The 22,180-nt window shown below is 41.3% G+C and carries 24 protein-coding genes; 6 read left to right on the forward strand and 18 right to left on the reverse strand.

What is annotated here, in order from left to right:
• Position 1: 1 nt before the first annotated feature.
• Both PGH26_RS09150 and PGH26_RS09155 read left to right on the forward strand, forming a co-directional pair.
• Positions 2 to 352 carry a transposase gene (locus PGH26_RS09150; RefSeq protein ID WP_323690776.1) on the forward strand — a complete coding sequence of 117 codons (351 nt, stop codon included), beginning with the start codon at positions 2 to 4 and terminating at the stop codon, positions 350 to 352.
• On the forward strand, positions 349 to 1,206 hold the full coding sequence (locus tag PGH26_RS09155) for an IS3 family transposase (RefSeq protein WP_323693499.1): 858 nt from the start codon (positions 349 to 351) through the stop codon (positions 1,204 to 1,206). Before PGH26_RS09150 ends, PGH26_RS09155 begins: the two co-directional genes overlap by 4 nt.
• A 148-nt stretch (positions 1,207 to 1,354) precedes the next feature.
• Here the strand turns inward: PGH26_RS09155 and PGH26_RS09160 are convergent, their stop codons facing one another.
• The 5 genes from PGH26_RS09160 to PGH26_RS09180 form a co-directional block, all read right to left on the reverse strand.
• On the reverse strand, positions 1,355 to 2,329 hold the full coding sequence (locus PGH26_RS09160) for a DNA/RNA non-specific endonuclease (RefSeq protein WP_323690777.1): 975 nt from the start codon (positions 2,327 to 2,329) through the stop codon (positions 1,355 to 1,357).
• Between the two features lie 330 nt (positions 2,330 to 2,659).
• Positions 2,660 to 3,319 carry a hypothetical protein gene (locus PGH26_RS09165; protein ID WP_323690778.1) on the reverse strand — a complete coding sequence of 220 codons (660 nt, stop codon included), beginning with the start codon at positions 3,317 to 3,319 and terminating at the stop codon, positions 2,660 to 2,662.
• Positions 3,320 to 3,475: 156 nt separating this feature from the next.
• A complete protein-coding gene (locus PGH26_RS09170) occupies positions 3,476 to 3,877 on the reverse strand; it encodes a DUF4362 domain-containing protein (protein WP_323690779.1) in 402 nt (133 codons plus the stop codon).
• 64 nt (positions 3,878 to 3,941) lie between these two features.
• Positions 3,942 to 4,223: an AIM24 family protein gene (locus PGH26_RS09175; protein ID WP_323693500.1), complete on the reverse strand. Its 282-nt coding sequence runs from the start codon at positions 4,221 to 4,223 to the stop codon at positions 3,942 to 3,944.
• Positions 4,108 to 4,488 carry an AIM24 family protein gene (locus PGH26_RS09180; protein WP_488803653.1) on the reverse strand — a complete coding sequence of 127 codons (381 nt, stop codon included), beginning with the start codon at positions 4,486 to 4,488 and terminating at the stop codon, positions 4,108 to 4,110. The genes PGH26_RS09175 and PGH26_RS09180 overlap by 116 nt, the downstream gene beginning before the upstream one ends.
• 586 nt (positions 4,489 to 5,074) lie before the next feature.
• Here PGH26_RS09180 and PGH26_RS09185 point away from each other — a divergent pair.
• Positions 5,075 to 5,926 (forward strand): DegV family protein, encoded by an 852-nt coding sequence (locus tag PGH26_RS09185; RefSeq protein ID WP_323690781.1) that lies wholly within the window; start codon positions 5,075 to 5,077, stop codon positions 5,924 to 5,926.
• A 192-nt stretch (positions 5,927 to 6,118) separates the two neighbouring features.
• On the opposite strand, the gene PGH26_RS09190 is transcribed toward PGH26_RS09185, so the two are convergent.
• The 10 genes from PGH26_RS09190 to PGH26_RS09235 all read right to left on the reverse strand — a co-directional run bounded on the left by PGH26_RS09190 (position 6,119) and on the right by PGH26_RS09235 (position 17,034).
• A complete protein-coding gene (locus PGH26_RS09190; protein ID WP_323690782.1) occupies positions 6,119 to 6,925 on the reverse strand; it encodes an aldo/keto reductase family protein in 807 nt (268 codons plus the stop codon).
• 58 nt (positions 6,926 to 6,983) lie between these two features.
• Entirely contained in the window at positions 6,984 to 7,406 is a 423-nt protein-coding gene (locus PGH26_RS09195) for a hypothetical protein (protein ID WP_323690783.1), read from the reverse strand.
• 134 nt (positions 7,407 to 7,540) lie between these two features.
• Positions 7,541 to 8,410: a hypothetical protein gene (locus PGH26_RS09200; protein ID WP_323690784.1), complete on the reverse strand. Its 870-nt coding sequence runs from the start codon at positions 8,408 to 8,410 to the stop codon at positions 7,541 to 7,543.
• A 63-nt stretch (positions 8,411 to 8,473) separates the two neighbouring features.
• Positions 8,474 to 10,399, reverse strand: a complete 1,926-nt coding sequence (locus PGH26_RS09205) for a DUF2075 domain-containing protein (protein WP_323690785.1) — start codon at positions 10,397 to 10,399, stop codon at positions 8,474 to 8,476.
• Positions 10,400 to 10,723: 324 nt separating this feature from the next.
• Entirely contained in the window at positions 10,724 to 11,431 is a 708-nt protein-coding gene (locus PGH26_RS09210; RefSeq protein ID WP_323690786.1) for a Crp/Fnr family transcriptional regulator, read from the reverse strand.
• A gap of 13 nt (positions 11,432 to 11,444) precedes the next feature.
• The gene (locus PGH26_RS09215) at positions 11,445 to 13,331 is read right to left on the reverse strand and encodes a heavy metal translocating P-type ATPase (RefSeq protein WP_323690787.1); all 1,887 of its coding nucleotides are present in this window, start codon (positions 13,329 to 13,331) and stop codon (positions 11,445 to 11,447) included.
• A 28-nt stretch (positions 13,332 to 13,359) separates the two neighbouring features.
• A complete protein-coding gene (locus PGH26_RS09220) occupies positions 13,360 to 13,581 on the reverse strand; it encodes a heavy-metal-associated domain-containing protein (RefSeq protein WP_323690788.1) in 222 nt (73 codons plus the stop codon).
• 185 nt (positions 13,582 to 13,766) lie between these two features.
• Positions 13,767 to 15,005, reverse strand: a complete 1,239-nt coding sequence (gene sstT / locus PGH26_RS09225) for a serine/threonine transporter SstT (protein WP_323690789.1) — start codon at positions 15,003 to 15,005, stop codon at positions 13,767 to 13,769.
• Positions 15,006 to 15,330: 325 nt separating this feature from the next.
• Positions 15,331 to 16,251 (reverse strand): HNH endonuclease, encoded by a 921-nt coding sequence (locus PGH26_RS09230; RefSeq protein WP_323690790.1) that lies wholly within the window; start codon positions 16,249 to 16,251, stop codon positions 15,331 to 15,333.
• A gap of 174 nt (positions 16,252 to 16,425) precedes the next feature.
• Positions 16,426 to 17,034, reverse strand: a complete 609-nt coding sequence (locus tag PGH26_RS09235) for a protein kinase family protein (protein ID WP_323690791.1) — start codon at positions 17,032 to 17,034, stop codon at positions 16,426 to 16,428.
• 359 nt (positions 17,035 to 17,393) lie between these two features.
• On the opposite strand from PGH26_RS09235, the gene PGH26_RS09240 reads away from it, so the two are divergent.
• On the forward strand, positions 17,394 to 18,374 hold the full coding sequence (locus PGH26_RS09240) for a polysaccharide deacetylase family protein (protein WP_323690792.1): 981 nt from the start codon (positions 17,394 to 17,396) through the stop codon (positions 18,372 to 18,374).
• 51 nt (positions 18,375 to 18,425) lie between these two features.
• Here PGH26_RS09240 and PGH26_RS09245 read toward each other — a convergent pair whose 3' ends face one another.
• The 3 genes from PGH26_RS09245 to PGH26_RS09255 all read right to left on the reverse strand — a co-directional run bounded on the left by PGH26_RS09245 (position 18,426) and on the right by PGH26_RS09255 (position 20,155).
• Positions 18,426 to 18,872, reverse strand: a complete 447-nt coding sequence (locus tag PGH26_RS09245; protein ID WP_323690793.1) for a pyridoxamine 5'-phosphate oxidase family protein — start codon at positions 18,870 to 18,872, stop codon at positions 18,426 to 18,428.
• Positions 18,873 to 18,983: 111 nt separating this feature from the next.
• Positions 18,984 to 19,157 (reverse strand): hypothetical protein, encoded by a 174-nt coding sequence (locus PGH26_RS09250; protein WP_323690795.1) that lies wholly within the window; start codon positions 19,155 to 19,157, stop codon positions 18,984 to 18,986.
• A gap of 65 nt (positions 19,158 to 19,222) precedes the next feature.
• Positions 19,223 to 20,155: an HD-GYP domain-containing protein gene (locus PGH26_RS09255; RefSeq protein ID WP_323690796.1), complete on the reverse strand. Its 933-nt coding sequence runs from the start codon at positions 20,153 to 20,155 to the stop codon at positions 19,223 to 19,225.
• A 586-nt stretch (positions 20,156 to 20,741) separates the two neighbouring features.
• On the opposite strand from PGH26_RS09255, the gene PGH26_RS09260 reads away from it, so the two are divergent.
• Entirely contained in the window at positions 20,742 to 20,876 is a 135-nt protein-coding gene (locus PGH26_RS09260) for an aspartyl-phosphate phosphatase Spo0E family protein (RefSeq protein ID WP_323693501.1), read from the forward strand.
• A gap of 189 nt (positions 20,877 to 21,065) precedes the next feature.
• The gene (locus tag PGH26_RS09265) at positions 21,066 to 21,770 is read left to right on the forward strand and encodes a pseudouridine synthase (protein WP_323690797.1); all 705 of its coding nucleotides are present in this window, start codon (positions 21,066 to 21,068) and stop codon (positions 21,768 to 21,770) included.
• The last annotated feature ends 410 nt before the right edge of the window (positions 21,771 to 22,180 follow it).

Consider the following 22,180-nt stretch of genomic DNA (forward strand, 5'->3'; position numbering starts at 1 on the left):
TTTGGAATTCATAAAAAAAGGCAGAAAAAGAATATTATCTTTTGAACAGAAGTGCACAATCGTTAAAGAAGTTTTAGAAGAGAATCGACCAAAAACAGATATCGCCACTGAGCATCAAATTCATGTCAATTCTATTACTAATTGGATTCGTATCTATAAAGAAAAGGGTGTGGAGGGCTTACGCCCTTTCGTAAAAACCCCGAAAGTTCCGAGAGACCAATTGAGAGATGAGCTCAAAAGGCTTCAAGAAATTGAAAAGAAATACAATGAACAGCTAACGGAGATTGAAATCTTAAAAAAGTTCCAGGCCTTTCTCAAGGAGAAGGAAAACAAAAGGCATACGAAGCGATAACAGCCTTGAGAAAGGTGTACACAGTAAAGCAATTATGCAGTGCATTAGGCGTATCCAGAAGTGGATATTACGCTTATTTAAAGCGTCCGAGAAAGATAGTGACTTTGCGAGACCAGGAAGATATTAGAGCGATTAAAAAGATAGTTAAAGAGAATCGTGGTACCTGTGGTGCGAAGCGCATTTCAGGAGTCCTCCGTACGGTAAATCACATAATTAATCATAAACGTGTGGCTCGTCTTATGAAGGAATTGAATATACAATCCAAGATCAGACGGAAAAAGTATACGAAGGAAATTAGAACTAAAGCAGCTGGATATATTTATCCCAATCTACTTGCCCGTGATTTTAATGCCCTGCTTCCGAATCGCAAATGGGTAATGGACGTCACTGAATTCGTAAGAGGTGATGAAAAGGTTTTTGTATCGGCGATAATGGATTTATATGATCGGAATCCAATCGGGGTCGTAATAGGACGTACTTCCAATAACGATATGATGGAAGAGTCGATTCGCAAGGCAATGAAAGAGCGAAATCTAAAAGACCTCTCCCAAGTAATTCTTCATACGGATCAAGGGAATTCTTACCGATCTTATCGCTATAACCAGTTATCTAAAGAGCTAAGCTTTATACCGAGTATGTCCCGAAAAGCAAACTGTTGGGATAACGCCGTGATTGAAAGCTTTTTTTCCCATTTCAAAACGGAGTTACCTTATCACTATTCAATTGAAACGCCAACACTTCTTGAAAAAGCCATTCCGAAATTCATTAAATACTACAAAGAAATACGTAGCCAAAAACGCTTGGGGTATTTGTCTCCAACAGCATTTCTGACTCGGTATTTGGAAAGCGCATAACACACAATTGTACATAAACTTTGGTGTCCATTTTTAAGGGGCTTGACTACACATAATATACAGCAGCAAATTTAAAAAGCAGCAAAGACAAGCCATTGGCTCTCTTTGCTGCTTTTTACTAACAAATACATGACACAAGTCTCTCTATTTATTCTCCCACCATGCCATCATGATCTCGATCCTGCATATATTGGTACAGCCAGTGATCCTGAGTGATTGGTATACTGAAGCCCGCAGCTTTTGCTTCTCCGATCGTCACGATACCATTTCCATTTGTGTCAATACTGGATAACTCACCTTCGTTTGTTGAAACACTTTCTGATTTTGCTTCGGACTCATTATTGCCAGTTAGTCCAAGAGATTCGTTCACCTCATCCGGATTCACATTTTCAAAGGAATCCGAAATAACATTTCCGTTAATTGTATAGGTATATTGATAACTTGAAGGAATTTGCGTTTCCTCATTCGGATACGTAATAATTGCTTCAAAGTCACTAGCTCCACCTGCTCTACGAATCTCATTTTCCACATATGCTTGATCACCATGTCGGTTGAGCGTACTATCTTGTGGGGTAATATTATAAGCATTAGAAACCCCACCGAGAGAGTCGGCAATTATATGGCCTTCATCTAAAACAGCACTTTCAACGCCAGGAACCTTTGCTTCGTCAGAATAATATCTGCCCGTCGACAAAACCGGTTCATTATTGTCATCTTGTAGAGTGATTTCGTCCGCTACGACACGGACCAGTTGCCCGTTATCGTTAGTGAACCCCCAATATTCACGGTCTCCATAACCGATGTTAACAACAACGTTAGGTTCACGATAACCAGACAAATCCCCACCATCCACTTCAATAGGGGTATATCCGGAAAACTGCTCTTTCTTTGGTTGAGGTTGTTCCTCCTCGACTTTAGGTTCTTCTAGTGGCTCTTCTACTTTCTGCTCCTCAACGTCCGTAGTGATCGTTTCTTCTTTTTCATTGTTTTTGCTCGGTTCCTCTGTTGTGACTATCTGTGTATCTGTGTCCTCTTCTGTAATGGCTGCATCTTCTGCGTTGGTACAACCAACCAGTAAGACGATCGTTAACATTAAAATTAAATAACTCAATTTACTTTTCATTCTTTAAACCTTACCTTTCTACGATGTCAAGGTTTCACGTTAGAATTATAGCATAAATATTTTTGAGTTCCACCATTTTCCATTATTTTTTCGTACAAGTGAATTAAAACCATTAGAAAGAATCACCACTGCGGCGGTACAATTCGAACACTGTTGGAATTTTTTAGATTCATCTTGTCTAGCAAAGAATTTCATCCACGCAAAAACGTCAACTTCATTTTTCGAAGTTGACGTTTTATTCTTCAATTAGTGATTCCTGTTCACTAAACTATTGTGTTTGTTCAACCATTCAGGATTGCTTCTTACGCAGGCACCAAATTCACAACTGAATTAAAGATTTCTGCTCTTCCCCTTGGATGAAATCTTGATATTCACTCCCATGGCTTCACCATAATCAATATGGGAATCCATTTCCGATACGTCAATATCCGCCTCAAAGATCACACGCTGCTGTTCTTTTCCGTTCAGTTTGACTTCATAAGAATGTTCCTGATTCATAAGCGTGACCATGGGTAAATCATCAGCAAATATACGGTCTTCACGGAACTCTACTACGAAATGAGAAGCGGTACCGCTGTGGTTTTCAAATGTAAGACCACATCTTCCATGATGCGTGGTCTCGTCGGTCATCTCGAAATGGCACGTGCCCGTATCTTCAGAATAAGAGATTGCATTTATTCCTTTCGCGAAACTCTCTTGATAGACACCAACTAACATACCAGGCGCAAAAAGAACGATGGCGATTGCGAAGACGGCACAGCGCCCTTGAAGCATCTCTAACGATTTTACAAGCATCGACACACCGACAATTAGGAACACCAGAATGAGAATGCCTATCATCTGGAAGCCGCCTTCCAATCGAATCGGAATGCCTACTGAAACTAACAGCGTCTCACCCAATGACCATCGGTTCGGAAACGGAAGATTTAGGAAGATCACCAGCAATAGAAGCGCTATTGAAGTTATGAACAATTTTTTGTCTTTTATCATGGCATCTTCCTCCTAAAATATATTGACCATACTCGCATCGATTCTATTTTTTGCGCTGCCTGTGCACGAAACTTTCATGTTTGTTCAAACATTCATGATTGTTTTTTACACAGGCAGAGAATTTTAGACTGCTTAACATTATGGAAATTATCCGCATTAATCAGTGGGGATTATAGTTATAGGAAGTCCATCTTTGTAAACTTCACATCCTCTTAATCGATAAATCGTTCGATCGCTTTTTTCTATTATTTCAATACTCTTACATGTATCTTCTATAACTCCGTGATCTCCGAACTCATCAAATCTTGTATCAAGTTTAGAACTCAACTTTTCATCTGAATACTTCAAGTCGTGGATAATTGGATCGCCTTCATCCGTGTAGTTTACCACACGAACTTCACTGTCCTTATTGTTTGATACATCTTCCGAGAATTTTTCAAGTAGATCAAGATTCTTTATGGTTCCAAGTGTATTGACCACATCATGTTTAGAAGGTGAATAGTCACCACACCCAAAAAGAGAGAGTGATAGTAAAATAAGAATAGAAACTTTTTTCACCAAATCCACTCCCTATATAATGGTACCTGGTCCAGGTACGTTATTTGGTATCACACACCCGATTTTACTGAAGGAACGGCGCCATTAATACTTTGCCTGTTCCGCGGTAGACATTTACTAATCCTTCGCCTGAAGCCGCCGAACCCATAATTGTTTTTCCAGAGCGCTCGACAGTAAATTCTAAACCGCCGGACCAAGCAATCGCCATATTTCCATCGATTTTCAACTCATCATTTTCTAACTCGATTTCTATAAGTTCCTCTCTCGATACGGAAGATTCCAGTGCAATCGTTCCTCGTCCGGTCAGTCCAAGATTGAAAAGACCTTCCCCCCCCCAATGCAGCAGAAGAAAGATTCGTGCGCATCACGGCCTTATGTTTTAATCCTGAATCACAAGCCAAAAAGAGTCCATCTTCAATGACGAGTGACTGATTCCACTCGTCAATATCCAATAGCAATATATGCTTGAACGTCGGTTCCAAAACAAGTGTACCGGTTCCCGTGTATTCAGGTTTGATGCCCGATTCTTTGGTCATTTTGCCTCGAATCGTTTTTCCAATAAAGTCTCCTACACCCTTAATGCCAGTGGTCGCTCTCACATCTCCTGCCATCCATTGCATAGCTCCTGCCTGAATCGTTATGTTCGACTGACTAACATCGCATACTAGCTGTCTTCTTCGTACATTCATTTCAGAAGCATAATATGCCGATTGAGCACTAGCACGATCGATACTTAATTCTCTTTGAAACTCTACTACTTTAAAAGGGCCCAGCTCTTCCCTGACTTTTACATTCTCATTGTCTTCAAAGTTTCTGATCGTAAACAGAATAATCGCCCGCTTTCTGATTTTCTAATTGATATCCAAGGTTATGGCAATTATAACATGATTCAGACTAGTAAAATTCACATTTCTTATGTATTGATGAAAGGTAGTGTTTAAGTGACGCCTTAGTATGATTTTGAAGTACCTGTGCAATAACCAAGATAGTCGCTACCTATGTAACGCATTAATTGAAAGCTATTCAGTATTATTCCAGAGTTACCTCGTGCACAGGCAAGATATTTAAGTCTTTTTCAGCTTTACACTCGAGAGAACACTTCATATATTTCATTAATCCAACATCCCCCACCCACATATCCTGTATAGTGAAACTACAAACACTCATCCACACAACACAAACTGGAGGCGACACATCATGGCAAGAATCATCCTAACAACCGAAAGCGGTGCCGACCTGCCGAAATCTCTAGCAAAGAAGCACAATATACATGTAGTACCGATGCACGTCATCATGGACGGCAAAGACTATTTGGACGGTCATCTGCCTGTAGCAGATATCTTTGATTTTTATAACCGCACGAAAAAAATCCCTTCCACTGCTGCGACGAATACGCATGAGTACCAGGAGTTTTTCAAAACTATCCGAGCGGAGTTTCCTGACAGCGTCATCGTTCATGTAGGCTATACATCAAAAGCGTCTGTTTCCTATCAGAATGCGTTGACGGCTGCGGAAGATGTAAAGGATATTTATTTACTGGATGCGTTAAACGTCACGGGCGGATTGACTGCAGTCGTGATGTATGCGGCTGCCTTGCTCGAAGAAGATCCTGACATCGATCCTGTACGTCTGGTGGAGATGATTGAGGGAAAGGTTCCGAAGTCACGACTGGCCTTCCTTCCCGGCAGTCTGGACTTTCTGCGAGCTGGCGGACGGGTCAGCAATATGGCGTATCTTGGCGGCGCGTTGCTGAAGATCAAGCCGTGTATTGAATTAGTGGAAGGTAAGCTTATGTCGACTAGAAAATACCGTGGTAAGATGGAGAAGGTCGCTGAAAGTCTGTTTCACGATTATCTACAGCAATACAACATCGACAGACAGCAGATCTATTTCATTTATTCGATTGGACTCAGTGTGACGATCAAACAACGGATCGATGAAATTGCGATGAAACAAGGATTCGAGAATAGTATGTGGATTGAGGCTGGAGCGATGATCTCGACGCATTCCGGTCCTGGAGGATTTGGTATTGCGGGGCTGGAAGTGTAACTAGCTTCTTCAGTATCATTTTTAAGGATTGCTTGTGTACCGAACAATTCGAACACTGTTCAGAATTGCTCCGGAGTGGATCATACACAAGCAGTTAATACTTATATCTTTGCTCGACACTAACATATATATATGAAAAACCCACAGCTGGCGTTGCCACTGTGGTGTTTTTCATCAAATGTAACGAAACTCTTATAATTTACTAATTCGTTCACGGTCGTTTGCAGTGAGTTCGAAGTCAAAAATCGCTAAACTTTGTGCATGACGCTCTTTATTATGAGACTTAGGAATAACAGTCACATTCCGCTCAATGTTGTAACGCAACACAACTTGTGCGTATGTTTTCCCATATTGATTACCAATCTTTTCTAAAATCCGTTTAGCTGGTTCATCGATACCACCGAGCGGCGACCAGGCAACAGTTTCAATCGTATTCTTTTTGTTATACGCAATCAACGCGTCATTCCAAGTACCGACTTGGGACTTTATTTGGTTTACCGCGGGTCGCACAGTCCCATTTTCAAGAAGTACATCGAGGTCCGCTTCTTTAAAGTTCGAAACGCCAATTGCCTTAAACACACCGCGCTTATAATAGTCTTCTAAAATCCCCCACGCTTCCAACATTTCTTCAGGTTGATCCCAAGGGCTGTGGAGAAGAAAAAGATCAATGGTATCTGTTTGCAGTTTCTTTAAACTCTTTTCAATTTCAGCATGAGCCCAGTCCGCACCAGCAAAACCTTCGAATGTATTCAGCTTTGTCGTAATAAAGAAATCCTTACGCGGCAGAGATGACTTCGTAATCCCTTGTCCAAGTACTTCTTCATTATTGTACACTTGAGCAGTGTCAAAATGACGGTAGCCATTGTCAATCGCCCAGTCCACTTCTTGCGTGTCTCCTCTTAAAGCACCTACATACTCGTTTCCTTCTTTCCCGTACGTATTGGTGCCACTGCCAATGATTGGCATAACGATGCCATTATTCAATGTGATATTCTTCACGATAAACCCTCCCTATACTTTTTTTCTAACTTTACGCATCCTAAATTTCAGAAGCAATCTATTTGTTCTGATAATCAAGAAGGGATGATTTAAAATCAAGCAAGCTAAAGGAGCTCATATTTAAAGAACCGCTGCCTGTGTACCGCACTAATCGAACACTATTCAGAATTGCTTTAGAGTTGTGTGTATAGGCTATGGCAGCTATCATCCTCATTTGCACATAAATTACAGAAGCTATATTAGCTGGAATTGCCACTGGCATTGTTATGACGCCCCCTAAGCCCGTTACAAATCCAGAAGTTGCACACTTGGATGTTTGCCAATTAATTAAGCTATTTATCGCTTCATCTGTATCAGAACTTTTCGATAGATAGTTATCTGCTAACTCGTAGGCAGAATCAGTTCCAGGTATACCTTGAATAACCTTGTTGTAAGACCACTCAAGTACCTTACCGACGTTTTCTTCACTCAATGCTCCCATTTAAGTCCTCCTAGTATATCTATCTATTATTTGTTGTTACATGCCTGCTCACAAACTAAAAGCGTTAAATGTCTGCACGAGAAAATTTCATACTTGTTTCCCACTACCCATTTATATCAACATTAGTTACCGACCTACAAATCTGCCCTTGAATAATCCGCGGCCAGAACAGACATATCCTTGTTGTTCACTCTAAAATCATCTCCACGGTAGATAACGAGTTCTATACGACTCCTATCTGTTTTCTTACGGACATCTCCTATTCCCGCAAACAGCACGATCTTTGAATCGTTTAACAATCTCTCAATAGCCCAAAATTTACTCAAATAGCTAGAGTTCAGTCTATCTGCAGTGAACGCTTCTTCAAACACTATCGAAAGTTTCCTGTCGTTGTTTTCTATGGTTATTTCAGCCGTTTGTCCTTCTTCTTTTACCTCAATCACTTGTCCCATAATCAGACGAATTGTCCCTATATCCTGTGATTTAATTTCATCTACTGCGCGTTTTAAAATATAGGATTGTCGCTTTATAAGTTCTTCGTCATATTTTTCACCTTCAAAGAGAACCATTTGTATACCAGTGACACTCCTTTTTGTTCCAGCGATTGCTCTTTCTTTTTCTCGCGGTCGTAACGGAGATTGCCTTCCAAGTGATTCTTCTTTTTCTTCGTCACTTAAATTCATAATTCTAAATGCTTCTTGCAAAGCACTTTGCCTTCTGGAGTAAGGGATTTCAACGTTTATTGATTCAGTTGACGACCTTCCTTTAAGTACTGGTATTCTGTCAAATTGATAGATGCAGTCATTTGCGTGCTTATCCATCCTCCATGTTCTGAAATGAGCTTTTCTGCCACTGCTAAAACTTATTCTGGCGGGACAATTTTCTGAGGGACAAAACATGTTACCTTTAAGCTTATCTTCATAAAGACTGAAAGTAACATCCCTTAATTCTATGGTGGTTTTTGTTCCGTTTTCAGCTAGGTAGATCGCGTTTAAAATTCTCATTAAAAACCTCTCCTCGCCAACCATGATTTTTATAAATCTCCTATCACTTCGTACTCTGACTAACTAGTACTCCGCACTTCCATCCACCAAGTACAAATCCTGCTCCCTCTTCCTCTGATACATCGTCACCATCTCCAACCGCTCTTTCAAATACTCCTGCAGCTCAGGATTCGTGCAATAAACAAAGCACTCCTTCTGCCCTCTAGTCATTAGCGTCCGATAGGTATTCCGAATAATCGGATCCGCCATTCCGTGAGCCTTCTCCGGATCTTCTTTCGCAAGCTTTTTAATTCCCTTTAGAGATCGATCGGTTTTAGCTCTTTTGGTGAAGTCCGTGACTAGCTGTCCATTTTCCATTCTTAAATCATCACCTATAATCACGCCTACATAATCGAATTCGAGTCCTTGTGCTGTATGGATGCAGCCTGCTTCACGAACGGAGGAATTTTCGATTGCCCATGTGTTTTCTATGTTCCAACTGATGCCAAAATCATGCTCCGGTAAAGTGATGTCAAAGTGCTCGACGTCGAGTCGGTTTGACTTCGGCCATTCCCAACAGTAGCCCGCCATCATACGAGATTTATTATTGTGTTCATTCCGCCTCTCAATTTCATCTAGCATGGCGTTCGGATTGTCAAAAATCCGAAAATCGTAGTCCATCCCCATATCGTTCGTATTGGCAGTATCTCTAATTTCCAACACATCATCAAGCCATGAAATATAGCCATCTGATCCATCACATCTAAACTGAGAAACGAGTTTTCTAGTAATAACTTCTGCACCGAATTCTGCAGCGTATTTTTCGATTGTTTCCGTGCTGCCGATATCACTCAGTGTTACTTTTTGGTGTTCATCGATGAAAAAGATAGTAAAATGAGAGCCTTTGATCAATTCTTTGACTTGATTTTCTCCTTTGTTCTTGAACATCCCCGATTTCTCGTTCAATCGATGAGCTTCATCAACAATTAAGATATCGAATTCGTTGAATTCAGCTTCTGTAAAGCTGCCAGAGCCTTTGAATAGGTTATCGATATGGGACTTCTTGAAATCCTTTTTCAACTTAGTTGAATAGATATTTCGAGGAGCTGCATTTTTAGTGACATACATCGCCACTAATTCCTGATCAATCAATTTGACGAGAAGATTGATGGCCAGCACGGATTTCCCAGTTCCTGGACCGCCTTCTACAATCATGACCTGTTTCGTGTTAGTACGAACACTGTTGAGGGCTAAGTGGAACGCCTCTTCATAGAAAACTTTCTGCTCGTCAATCATGATGAATTCTTCGTTCCCTTTCAGCATGTTGTTCAGTGTGTCCTGCAGTGATTTGGAAGGACGGATTCTGCCGTTTTCAATTTGATAGATTAAACGGTTTTGATCACCTAAACGAATGTACTTTTTAATGAATGCCCGAAGCTTTTGAATTTCCCCTTTTGCAAAAACAGGCGCTTTTTCAAGGTGAGGTGCATAGTGAACATCTGTTAACGGATCGTTTTCTGTTTTTCTGTAATTATGTAAGTAAGCACAAGGCTTCAATTGAATTTCCTGTTGCTGGACGTTTTCGTTAAAATCCTCGATTAATGCAGCATACGACCACGCCTGATAAGATGGATGGACGAGTTCACGCATTCCTTTTCCTACATAAGACCGGACGACTCCATCGCGAGTCGGAACCATCTCGACCTCATCCCATTGCTTTAACTCGACTATTACAACATGATCCTGAGCACCGTCATTTCCTGCAATCAGGAAATCCACTCGTTTCGATGTATTGGGAATGTTAAACTCGATTGCAACCGCTGCATCTTTTGGTATCTCATCATCCTGCATAACGTTAGACATCTTTTGAAGAGAGTTTTCCCAAGATCGAATTTCCGCTTTACTAGTACGGCCGATTTTCTGCTGATAGGAGCTGTAAAGACGATCCACAAGGAGCTCATTGACGACATCTCCTACGAATTGTTCTTTCGTCGATTCATAAATGATCATATATACACCAACTTACTGAAGTTTTCTAGCTCTATCCACATCTTACCAGTAATCCATAATTGTCACAATACTTGATAAACCGACAAAACTATGTAGCGCATGTCTCCCGTTTATGTAACCAAAAGAGACCCAGGCCTGCTTGAAATTCAACAGACCTGGATTTTCATATTTAGCCTAACTCTTTATACAGCGAACAAATGTGATGAAAGTATTTATTTTACTCACCAACATCTATACTAAAAAGCTACAATCACCAAAGTATCTCCGGGGATTGTAACCTCTTTTATTCCTATAATTGTATATGGTCCAGGCACCTAGAAAATCTCAAGCCAACAACAAAGCATCCAAATCCAACACCCGAATTTTCCGCTGCGCTTCTTGCTCAATCCACCCAGCCTCTTCAAACTCCGTCAACTTACGGCTCACCGTTTCAGGTGTCGTCCCTAAATGCGACGCCAAGTCTTTGCGCGTCATAGGCAATGTGATCAATTGAGTGCGTTGCTCTTCAGTTTGATCCGCCAAATACATCGCAATTCGTGTTTCAACGGTTTCCATTGCGATACTGGCTGATTGCTGTTCGGATTTTAAGAGTCGTGAGGAAAACTCGGTTAACATTTTCAGTGAGATGGCTGGGTACTTCAATAGAAACTGTTGAAGGGTTTCGCGATTCATGGCACATATTTCGACAGGCTCTAAGGCTTCTGCGTATGCTTCGTTCACGGATTCGCTGAAGAGCGACAGTTCCCCTGTGAAGTCTCCTGGACCGAGTATGCGAACCAGTTGTTCTTTTCCTGTTTCCGATAATCGATAGATTTTGAGGCGACCTTTGTGCACGATTTGCAGTCCGATAGAAGGTTCACCTGCGTGATAGATGGTTTCTCCTTTTGCATACGCGACAGAGTTGGTCGTTTTTACAATTTCATTCATTTCCTCTGCGGTTAAGTGGTTAAAAATCGGTACAGTCGCGATACAGGAATGACGCATCTCGACGTTGCTTGCCGTTTCATGGCCACAGGAATTGTGTTCAGTCATTGGAATTCTCCCCTCACTCCGGTTGTAGTACTCTATTCGGTACATTTCGCTTCCTTTCCTTCTTCGTATACCGCATTAATCGAACTGCGTTGAGGATGACGAGCAATACACTCACTTCGTGGATGAGCATGCCTGACGCAAGAAATACTTTTCCGAAAAGGACACCCGCAAGTAGGATGAACACCGTTGTGACTGCGAAATAAGTGTTTTGTTTCATATTTAGGATGGTTACTTTCGCTAATGCATGTGCGTGAGAGAACTGATCGAGTCGGTCTGCCATTAGGACGACGTCAGCTGTTTCCATGGAGATGTCGGTTCCGCCTTCTCCCATCGCAAGCCCGATGTCAGCAGTTGCGATAGCCGGTGCGTCGTTTATGCCGTCACCTGCCATTGCGACGACATGGCCTTCTGCTTGTAACTGCTTAATCCACGCTACTTTGTCTTCCGGTAATAACTCTGCGTGAACGTGATCGAGTCCGAGCTGTTTGCCAACCAAATCTGCTGTATGCCGATTGTCCCCCGTTAGCATGATGATTTGTTTGACTCCATTGGCTCTCAACTCTTGAATTGCTTCCTTTGCTTCCGGACGAATCTGATCTGCAATGGAGATGATACCGTGCACGACTCCGTCAATGGCTGCGAAGATGGCTGTACTTCCTGCTTTTTCTCGTTGAACTGCGTACGATTCCATGGATTCTTCTATGACAATGTCTTTAGCCGCCATCAGTTTGCGATTGCCGACTGTAAGGGTTTTGTTTTCAACTGTCACGCGAACACCGTTGCCTTCGATGATTTCAGCGTCTTTGGGTTGATTGACCAAAGTGATACCTCGCTTTTGAGCTTCTTTCACAATCGTTTGCCCGAGATGGTGTTCAGATATCACTTCGGCTTCTGCGACAAGACGCAGTAATTCGTTTTCATCGCCTGAAATAGTGTGGATGTCCATCACTTCAGGACGTCCTTTTGTGAGTGTTCCTGTTTTATCGAACACAACGGTGTCGACTTTAGCTAGATTCTCCATGATTTCGCCCCCTTTGACGAGCACACCATGTCGAGCTCCGTTCCCAATGCCAGCGACGATGGATACAGGAGCCGAGATGACGAGTGCACCTGGACAGGCGACGACTAAGAACGTCAGTGTCATTTCAATATTTCGTGTAAAGATGTAAACAAGTATGGATAATAGAACGATGGCTGGGGTGTACACTGTTGCAAAACGATCGAGAAACTTTTGTGTTTTCGATTTCGATTCTTGTGCTTCTTCAACAAGTTCAATGATCCGTGCGAAAGTAGTGTCGTCTCCCACTCGGTCTGCGATGACTTCAATGAACCCATTATCGACGATACTTCCACTAAATACCCGGTCATCAATCGCTTTACGCGCTGGCACAGATTCTCCAGTAATTGCTGATTCATTCACTGTGGCGTTCCCGGTGACGATGACGCCATCCGTTGCGACTTTTTCTCCCGAGCGGATGATTACGCGGTCACCTTCTAGGACGTCATCGATTGAAATCGTCATTGTTTCGCCTTCACGGATGACCGTTGCGTCACTAGGCGCCATGTCAATGAGTGATTTGAGCGACGAGCGCGTTTTTTCGAGTGTTCGAACTTCGAGAAAGGCACCGAACAGAAAGAGAAATGTAACCGCCGCGGATTCAACGTATTCTCCAATGAATAAGGCACCGATAACTGCGATGGTTACAAGCAGTTCAATACTGAACGCTTTCATACGCAGAGCTTGAATTGCTTTCCATGTGATTGGTGTTCCTGCGATTGCTGTCGCTGTAATCAGCGTCCATTGTTTCGCGTCTGACAAGCCTGTAAAATGAAGTACTATCGCCAAGACGAGCAGTATCGCTGATACAGCAGTGATTTGGGATGTTCTTTTTGCATTCATGATTCTACCTCCTTTCCTGAGTAGTCGTTCAAGATACTTTTTGCGTGACAACTGGATAACCTAGCTTTGAAATCGTTTCTTGGATTTCATCCGCAGTGACTTGGTCTTCATTAAACTGAGCACGCACTTTACTCGAGTTAAATAGGACGTTCACTTCCCGGATCCCTTCCATTTTTCCTAATGCACGTTCAATCTTCTTAATACACGACGGGCAGCTAAGCGGTTCTAACGTAAATACACCTTTTCTCATGATTTTCATCCTCCTATGTGTTGGTTACTGATCTTCTACCTGCAGTATAAGAGGGTTTCTGATTTGAAACCTTGACGCTCCTCAAGATTCAAGGTTGGATATACATTTTTATAAAAAAAGACTATCCAACCAGGTGATGGCACCCATTGGATAGTCTGTTACAGCTTATTTTATTCTTCTAAACCTTAAGACTTCAAAGCAGCAGCGTTGCCTACTTTACTTTCCTTATACTCTTTCGCATACTCCGCTGTTGCCGTGAACAAGACGTCCGTTGATGAGTTCAATGCTGTTTCACAAGAGTCTTGAACAACCCCGATGATAAAGCCTACACCTACGACTTGCATTGCTATCTCATTCGGTACACCGAACAAACTGCATGCCAGCGGGATCAATAGAAGGGATCCGCCCGCCACTCCTGAAGCACCCGCTGCAGAAACAGCAGCAATGACAGATAGCAAAAGCGCTGTCATGAAGTCCACTTGAATATCTAGTGTGTTGACTGCTGCAAGTGTGAGTACAGCGATTGTAACAGCTGCACCTGCCATATTAATTGTTGCCCCTAAAGGAATGGAGACTGCGTACGTATCTTCATCCAAGCCAAGTTCTTCACATAATTTCATATTTACAGGGATGTTTGCAGCTGAACTGCGTGTAAAGAAGGCTGTGAGACCGCTTTCTTTTAGAACTTTGAAAACTAATGGATATGGATTTCTGCGTATATAGACATAGACGATCAGCGGATTTACAACAAGTGCAATGAACAGCATACATCCCACTAGAATTAAAACGAGTTTCCCATATACGAGTAAAGCAGACAGGCCCGTTGTGACAATCGCATCAAAGACAAGTCCCATAATTCCAATCGGTGCTAGGTTGATGACCCATTGTACAACTTTAGTGATGGCATCTGAAAAGCTGCCTAACATGTCTTTCGTGTTTTGATTTGCACTTTTTAGTGCAAGACCCAGAATTACTGCCCACATTAAAATACCTAGATAGTTCGCATTCAGTAACGCATCGACTGGATTGGTTACCATATTAAAGAGGACTGTTTGTAGTACCTCAACAATACCTTCAGGAGGAGTGAGTCCTTCTGCTCCTTCAGTCAGCGTTAGTGTAACCGGGAATATAAAACTTACAGCGACAGCAACAACACCTGCGAGGAGTGTACCAATCGCATAAAGTGCAAGAACCGTTTTCATATTTGTTTTTGTACCGCGTTTATGCGCAGCAAGTGCGTACATGACTAAAAATAATACGAGCACGGGCGCTACTGCTTTTAATGCTCCTACGAATAATGAACCAAAAATAGTAATCCCGCTTGCACCAGGCACCGTAAGGGCTAAAATAACACCAAGAATAATACCAATAAAAATTCTTTTAACTAGACTGATCCGATTCCATTTAGAAAATAAATTCTTCATAGCTATCCCCCCTTGAGCAAAATATTCAATCACCAATAAAGAAAGCAATGATGCCTGCTAAATTATCGTGAACTGAAAACTTATTTTACCACATGATTTTAGAATTGGGCAATAGTTTTTTAATATCAGAATACTAGAGAGTTTAAGCTGTCAGCCAGTCCACTAGCACGAATAAAGATTTAAACAAGAACTCAAATGGCTAAAATTACTATTTATTTATTAGTAATTCGCATCCTTTAATGACTTTTGTATGTCTATGAATAACTGTAAAATGCTTAAATTATTCTATTCCTAATGCGATCACTCTAGCTGTTAGCGACTGCCTTTACTCTTTAAATATATGCTTCTTATGCCACTTCAAATAAGGTTTATTCTCCTTTGTTCTATTCACTTTCATCTTTCCATGAAGACCATACTTGGTGTAATCCTCTTCCGGGATGCCCGCTGCTATATGAATCTTCCCTTGCCCATCAAACGCAATGAGACCGTTGTTATACAAAGCATCATGGTTGCGGCAAAGCAGGAGTCCGTTGTTCGGATCAATCCGCTCCTTATTGCTGCTGTCTTTCCATGGTTTTGCATAGCTTGCTTGAAGCAGTTCAGGCAACCCGATGTCGCAGAGTGCGCATTTATCATTCCAAAGCGGCATGAGGTCGTTTCGGAATCGCTGGCGGCCAAGCCGGAGTTTCGTTTTCGCTTCCGTCTCGGTTTCAGCAAGAATGGGTGTCAGGAAATCGTGTTCCGTTTTTCGAACAGTTCCCAGTACGAATTCCAATTGTTCTTCATCGATTTCGTAAATGTTCAAGTCGCTGATCAGCTCGATTAGTTTAATAGCGAGTTCATCATTGCATGGATATAGATAGCCCTGATTGCCATTCGCATTCTCTTGAAACGGTGAATATTTTATCGGCAGAAGCGGACGTATTTCATCGAAAACATTTAGGATTGTTAAGGGCTTATCAAGTTCATAGTAATCCGCTTCGACTAAATAGCCTTTATCGTTTTCATTGCCTGGCAGTTGAATTTGGGATGGCTTTTGTTCTTCCCTGTATCCGGTTTTCGCTATGCTGATTGCGACAATATCTCCTTTTACATAATGGAAAATACGATCTCCCTCATTGACTTCTTTCATCCGTTCCCAGAAATGCTGGACATTTCCGGCGCTGTCTTGCTGCAGCGACCAAAGGATGCCTGATTCTTTTTCTTCGTGATAGGTACGACCCTGCATCACTATGTAACTTTGCATATGGTGTCACTCCTTTACGAACTGGTGCGAGTTCTTATACGTTAATCATAGCTGTTTCGGAGGGAAGTTGCATCTTTAGTTATTGAGACAACCCTGCTAATTCACGAATGAAAATCGCGAGAAAAACGTTCCTGAACTGCATGAGTCGATGGCACTTAAAGAAGCTCAATTATTTTATAATCGATAAGTTGGGATAAGTCCTTTTTTGTAAATGAAAGCCAACATATTCAAAAACGGCTTTGGGATTTTCTTTACAAAGTAACGTTTCCTATAGAGTTGGAGATGCGCTTTTTTAAGGTTGGACCATTGTTTGCAGTCTTTCGTTTGTCGATAACGCGCAACATCAATAAGTTTTATCTCCCCATTAGAAGCGATCAAGAGATTACGTAAATGAATATCGGAGGGATTTAATCCCAAATCTGAAGCCAATGATAGAGCGTCATCGATTTCTTGGATATGTCCTGATGTAATCACTGTTCCATTTGTCAGGCACTCAAAAAGCGTATCCCCTTCAATGTAATCCATTACGATATAATTCCGCCCCTGTTCATAGACAGAGGGAAACTGTGTAATATCTTTCAGGACGTGATAAATTTCGGTTTCTTCTTTCGCAATATGTTCAAAACCAGGAAAGAACACTTTAATGGCTTTGGTCGTTGACTCGATTCTAAATACAAATGCACTTCTCCCGGTTCCGATAAGTGTTAACGATTTGTCGCAGCTCTTTACACGATTATTGTTTTTCACAATGATTGAATTGGCAAGTTCTAGATAAGTGCTCAAATGATAGCCTCCAATAAAAGTTTAAAATAAAAAAGAGACCTTATAACCACTATCTGGTCATAAGGTCTCTAACAAAATAAAAGACCTCACCAAATAAATGGTAAGGTCTCGCTAACAACGATTGTTGCCAGTAAAGCCGAGGAATTATCTCCTGTATTGACGGCTTGACTGTAGCAGCTACTCCCCTTAACGGAAGTTCACGGTATTAAATTATAGACTAACTATAAGTTTAACGATTTTAGATGTCAATTATAAAGAGCACGTGTTTCGGACTGCCATGGACGCTCGTTTCAGTATTGAACAAGTAAAGTAGGGCATACCAGAAGTGATTCTCTACAACTTTGGTACAGGAGGCTATTATGAAACAATTTATTTTACTGGTTTTGGTACTCGCAGTCTGCGTCGCAATCATAATTTTAGGCAATGAAAAGAAACCTGATTCGAACGAACTCATGGTACCCGCATCCAATTCCTCAACGACAGTCGGTGCAGCAAGCGGCACAGGAACTGATGTGTCTTACGAAGCGATTCAATCTTATGCAAAGGAGTATGAAATAAAGCCCATCGATGCAAAGATTGACCGGGTTTGGATGGCCATCCCAGGGTACAACGGGTTGACCGTCGACATCGAGAAGTCTTATCAAAAAATGTTAGATGCAAACAATTTCAATACGGATCATCTCGTTTTTAAAGAAGTTCCTCCTAAAATCCATTTAAAAGATCTTCCCCCCTCGCCTATTTATAAAGGCAATCCGGAAAAACCGATGGCGGCGTTATTAATCAATGTGGCATGGGGGGAAGAACACATTCCAGCTATGTTGAAAACGTTAAAAGATTCACAAGTAATGGCTACGTTTTTCTTTGACGGCAGCTGGGTGAAACGAAACCCTGACATTATTACCATGATCAGTCTAGAAGGCCATGAGATCGGCAACCACGCTTACAGTCATCCGGATCTTGCCAATCGTTCCCGCGCAGAAACAATCGGTGAATTAGAGAAAACAAATGAGGTCATTGAAGCAGCTCTGGGTGTAAAACCGAAGTGGTTTGCACCGCCAAGCGGGAGTTATAATCAGGTTACCATTGACGCGGCACATGAACTTAATATGAAAACGATTCTATGGACGGTGGACACGGTGGACTGGAAAAAACCAGATACAGCTGAGATGGTCGCACGTGTCGTATCGGGTGTTGAAAATGGCTCCATGATACTCATGCATCCAACGAAACCCACTGCTGAAGGACTGGCTGCAATAATAGAAGGAATTAAAAAGAAAGAGATTCAACTCGGGACAGTGGGTGATTTATTGAGTGAAAAGCGCGCAGATAAACACGAGTAATTCTTGGAACCATAACGTGGAGAACCTTTTAAATCATCTTCTTGCATCCCTTTAGAAACTCGGGATATAAGATTGGTCTCGAACCACCACTGTTTCTGGGACAAAGCGAATTAAAACATTACTATCGTCTAAGAACCGCTTGAACATTGGATCCCAATTGTTTTCTTCACTACCGAGATACCGGATGAATAGGCGTACTGCTAATCCTTTATCAAAAGGCTCAACTGCAGCACGCCCCCTAAACCCTGCATGCCACACTTTCCCTGTAGCTGGGTCAAAGTCAACAATTCCAATTGCACATTCAGAGTTTTCTTCAATTCTCCCCGGAAAGCTATTTGTGGAAGGATTGCCAGTAATCCAGATACAGTCGTTTTCCCAGTGGAACCAGACAGGCGATTCCCTGGGACCCTCTTTAGACGAAGTCGATAGATGTGCAAATAATGGCTTCTTTAAAAACTGATCTAAGTCAAAACTTTTCGTTCCTTTTATAATTTCCAACGGAACTGCCTCCTTAAAATACTTTCAACTACCTATTAACCCTTAACTGAACCATTAATTTTCATCTGATTAAATCGGTAACACATTACCAAAGTAAACCTTCGGAAATGATTAATGGGCGTCATTCATATATCGGTTATAAAGAATACGAGCGCCGTCCATACAATCCGTGCAGAGCTTTCTGATTTCCGAATTGGTAGATAACTCGATGTAAATGTCATCCTTTACCATTTGAATTGTCGGTTTCATTTCATTCTGCTGCGTTCTCAAATTCATGGTTTCCATGCTTGCCCTCCGCGTTGTATGGAATGACTCTGTTTCAATGAACCGTTCTTTCTTTCAGATAGCAGTTACTTCCAAGGATTTTTTCTTTTCGCTAGAACCGATAGGAATGCATCCACAGCTTTCGGGTTGAACTGTGTTCCTCTGCCCTCAACCAGTTCTTGAAGGGCATCTTTGATCGGTAATGCTTTTTTGTAAGCACGGTCCGTAGTCATCGCGTCAAACGAATCGACCACACTCACAATCGATGCTTCGAGTGATATCTCTTCGCCCTTCAGTCCGTATGGATACCCTTTCCCGTCATATCTTTCGTGATGCTGTTCGACAATGAAAGCTGATTTACTAAGCATGTCCACTTTGTGATTGCGAATCATTTTAGCACCTTCCGTTGTATGCGCTTTCATGATTTGCCATTCTTCTGCAGTTAACGGCCCTGGCTTGTTAAGGATTTCCAAAGGAACTGAAAGTTTACCAATGTCATGAAAATAAGCTCCCCATCTTAGTGTCTGTAGGAATCTTTTCGGCATATCGAGTTCCGTCCACACTTCTATAGAATAGTTCTTGATTCGATTGCAATGCATATATGTATAGCCATCTAATTTTTCAATGGCATCTGCTTCTTCTTGTAAAACTTGCGATTCAAAAAAACCAGGTTCAAATATTTCCACTGTGGTTTTAATGAGGATTTCCGCATCAGATTCCGCGTGAAATGAAATCGTCTTTTCATATTGTGATGCATCAATGGTTTCACCAAGGTGGAAATTGCGGCGTTTTCCTTCATATTGAATTTCAACAGTCCCTTTTAAAAGCGTATACGTTTCCACAATTTCAGCATCTGCATCCAAGTTAAATTGAACCCATAAGTTTTCCCCTTCGTGCAACGAATACAACGCATTGGAAAGTCCATCCCATTGCCCGAGTAAAATCACATCCGCATACCCCAGATGCAGTTCGGGATATCCATTTTCATCATAATTGCTGTACGATCGATTGTTCGACATGGTTTATCCACCCCCAGGTTATAGTTTGTACGAAGTTTACTTAACCCTGCACTGCAAGTATAACAAAGCTATTAAACGCTGCATAACGATCCGTAAACAATGATAAGATTGTTGGTAACTGAATGATTCAAGTATTTGTACTTTAAGAGCCTTTCCAACAGTATATTATAAATAATGCATTCTAGGATGTCGGCATGGGGGTATCGAATTGGACATCGATATTGGAGTAGGAAGTTTGAAAGTGGACCTTGCGGAGTAGTGTGTTTCAGCTGCCAGAGGGTGAAACGATTTTAATTGTTTCACGCCCTGGCACTTTTTAAGTTATACAAACGAGAGAATTAGATTCACGATTAGAGAAACACATCGTTTCGTTCGAATTGATAATTGAATAGTTAAACATTGTACACACCTTCGCCACAATTGAGTGAAAAATTTTTTGCCCCTCAAAATACGACATACTTTTCATTTCTCTTTTAATATGATGAACAAGTTGCTTCTATACCTACTAGAAATTACTGCATGATTGAAGCTTAATATATAGTATGGAGGAATAGAATTGTATAAAAGTGTCAGAAAGAATCTTCTTTTGTTTAGAATCAGAGTAAAAAGAGTCAATATGTATAAAAAAGCGGATCAATTCGGATTCACACATCCGCGTGTTGTAAAATGCAGCAGTGAATTGGATATCTTATTGAACAGAGTACAAGGAATTTGTACGTAACTATAGCAATTGACTCTCGTTTTCTAATAAGACATCCCAAGAAAGAGACGGCTCCAACCTTTTGGAACTGTCTCTTTCTTATTTTTAATACAAATGATCGTTTACAGCATCCCGTTCAGCACGATCATTCAGCAAAACTGCAAACATGTTATTATATAGCAAGCTGCAGATAGATAAGGAGCGAAAACGTTGAGGTTGAATCAATATATCAGTTCTTCCGGTTTCTGTTCCCGAAGACAGGCGGAGCGGTTGATTACCGCTGAAAAAGTGTTAGTCAATGGCGAGATTGCACCACATGTTTATTTTGTTGAAGAGAACGATCTGGTCGAAGTAGAGGGTCACAGAATTAAGCACGCATCCCAGAAAGTTTACATGATCCTCAATAAACCGAGCGGGATTATTTGTACTGCCTCCCCTGCCGTTGCTAATAATATTATTGACTATGTCTCCTGCCCTGAACGAATTTTTCCAGTGGGGCGTCTAGATAAAGAAACAGAAGGTCTAATTCTATTAACTAATGACGGAAGCGTTGTAAATGAGTTAATGAAAGAAGAAAACCATCAAGAAAAAGAATACATTGTAACCGTCGATAAAAAAATCACAGAACCTTTTATAGATGATTTATCAAACGGCGTTACGATTTACAATCCAAGAAAAAAGAGCTATACAACAACAAATGCCTGCCCTGTAATTCAGTTGGATGAGTATACGTTTCGCATAACGCTTTCCCAAGGATTGAATCGTCAAATCCGCAGAATGTGCAGACATTTTCAATATACGGTCACACACTTGAAGAGAGTTCGAATCAGGCATATTCAACTCGGTTCATTAGAGATCGGCCAATGGCGCCACTTGACTGAAGAGGAAATAGCCGGTCTAAACAGGCAGCAATAAATGCGATTGCTGTCATTCCCCCTTGTCGTTGGTTGGCCTGCCAGCAGTAAACGTTTCGTGAATCCACTCATTTATTCCGCTGACAACTTTTTCTGGTGCGTCTCGATAGATATCATGGCTGCCTTTGATGGACACACATTCTATCCTAGGCTCGTTTCCATGTCTTTGTAACAAATAATATAGGATTCGGGTACAACTAGAAAGAGTTGACAAAAGTATAGTAAACCAATTGACTTGTTGTTATAATTTAACTTATGTGAAAAGCCTTTCATTCTTACTGCTCTTCCTTTTTGTCAGCAATCCTTTAGATAAAGATTCTAGTGTGTTATGTATGAAGTTGTTTTTAATTTTAAGAAGGAATAATACGAGTGTAAAACTACCCTGAGAAATCAAATTTAAATTTGAGAGTA

The sequence above is a fragment of the Sporosarcina jeotgali genome (assembly GCF_033304595.1).
Lineage (GTDB): Bacteria > Bacillota > Bacilli > Bacillales_A > Planococcaceae > Sporosarcina > Sporosarcina jeotgali.

Bases quoted from the DNA above. Each gene is read 5' to 3' on its own strand.
- PGH26_RS09250 (WP_323690795.1), bottom strand. From the start codon at position 19,157: ATGGAAACCATGAATTTGAGAACGCAGCAGAATGAAATGAAACCGACA.
- PGH26_RS09195 (WP_323690783.1), bottom strand. From the start codon at position 7,406: ATGGGAGCATTGAGTGAAGAAAACGTCGGTAAGGTACTTGAGTGGTCT.
- sstT (WP_323690789.1), bottom strand. From the start codon at position 15,005: ATGAAGAATTTATTTTCTAAATGGAATCGGATCAGTCTAGTTAAAAGA.
- PGH26_RS09180 (WP_488803653.1), bottom strand. From the start codon at position 4,488: ATGGCAGGAGATGTGAGAGCGACCACTGGCATTAAGGGTGTAGGAGAC.
- PGH26_RS09185 (WP_323690781.1), top strand. From the start codon at position 5,075: ATGGCAAGAATCATCCTAACAACCGAAAGCGGTGCCGACCTGCCGAAA.
- PGH26_RS09230 (WP_323690790.1), bottom strand. From the start codon at position 16,251: ATGCAAAGTTACATAGTGATGCAGGGTCGTACCTATCACGAAGAAAAA.
- PGH26_RS09220 (WP_323690788.1), bottom strand. From the start codon at position 13,581: ATGAGAAAAGGTGTATTTACGTTAGAACCGCTTAGCTGCCCGTCGTGT.
- PGH26_RS09165 (WP_323690778.1), bottom strand. From the start codon at position 3,319: ATGATAAAAGACAAAAAATTGTTCATAACTTCAATAGCGCTTCTATTG.
- PGH26_RS09240 (WP_323690792.1), top strand. From the start codon at position 17,394: ATGAAACAATTTATTTTACTGGTTTTGGTACTCGCAGTCTGCGTCGCA.
- PGH26_RS09200 (WP_323690784.1), bottom strand. From the start codon at position 8,410: ATGAGAATTTTAAACGCGATCTACCTAGCTGAAAACGGAACAAAAACC.
- PGH26_RS09160 (WP_323690777.1), bottom strand. From the start codon at position 2,329: ATGAAAAGTAAATTGAGTTATTTAATTTTAATGTTAACGATCGTCTTA.
- PGH26_RS09215 (WP_323690787.1), bottom strand. From the start codon at position 13,331: ATGAATGCAAAAAGAACATCCCAAATCACTGCTGTATCAGCGATACTG.
- PGH26_RS09210 (WP_323690786.1), bottom strand. From the start codon at position 11,431: ATGACTGAACACAATTCCTGTGGCCATGAAACGGCAAGCAACGTCGAG.
- PGH26_RS09205 (WP_323690785.1), bottom strand. From the start codon at position 10,399: ATGATCATTTATGAATCGACGAAAGAACAATTCGTAGGAGATGTCGTC.
- PGH26_RS09255 (WP_323690796.1), bottom strand. From the start codon at position 20,155: ATGTCGAACAATCGATCGTACAGCAATTATGATGAAAATGGATATCCC.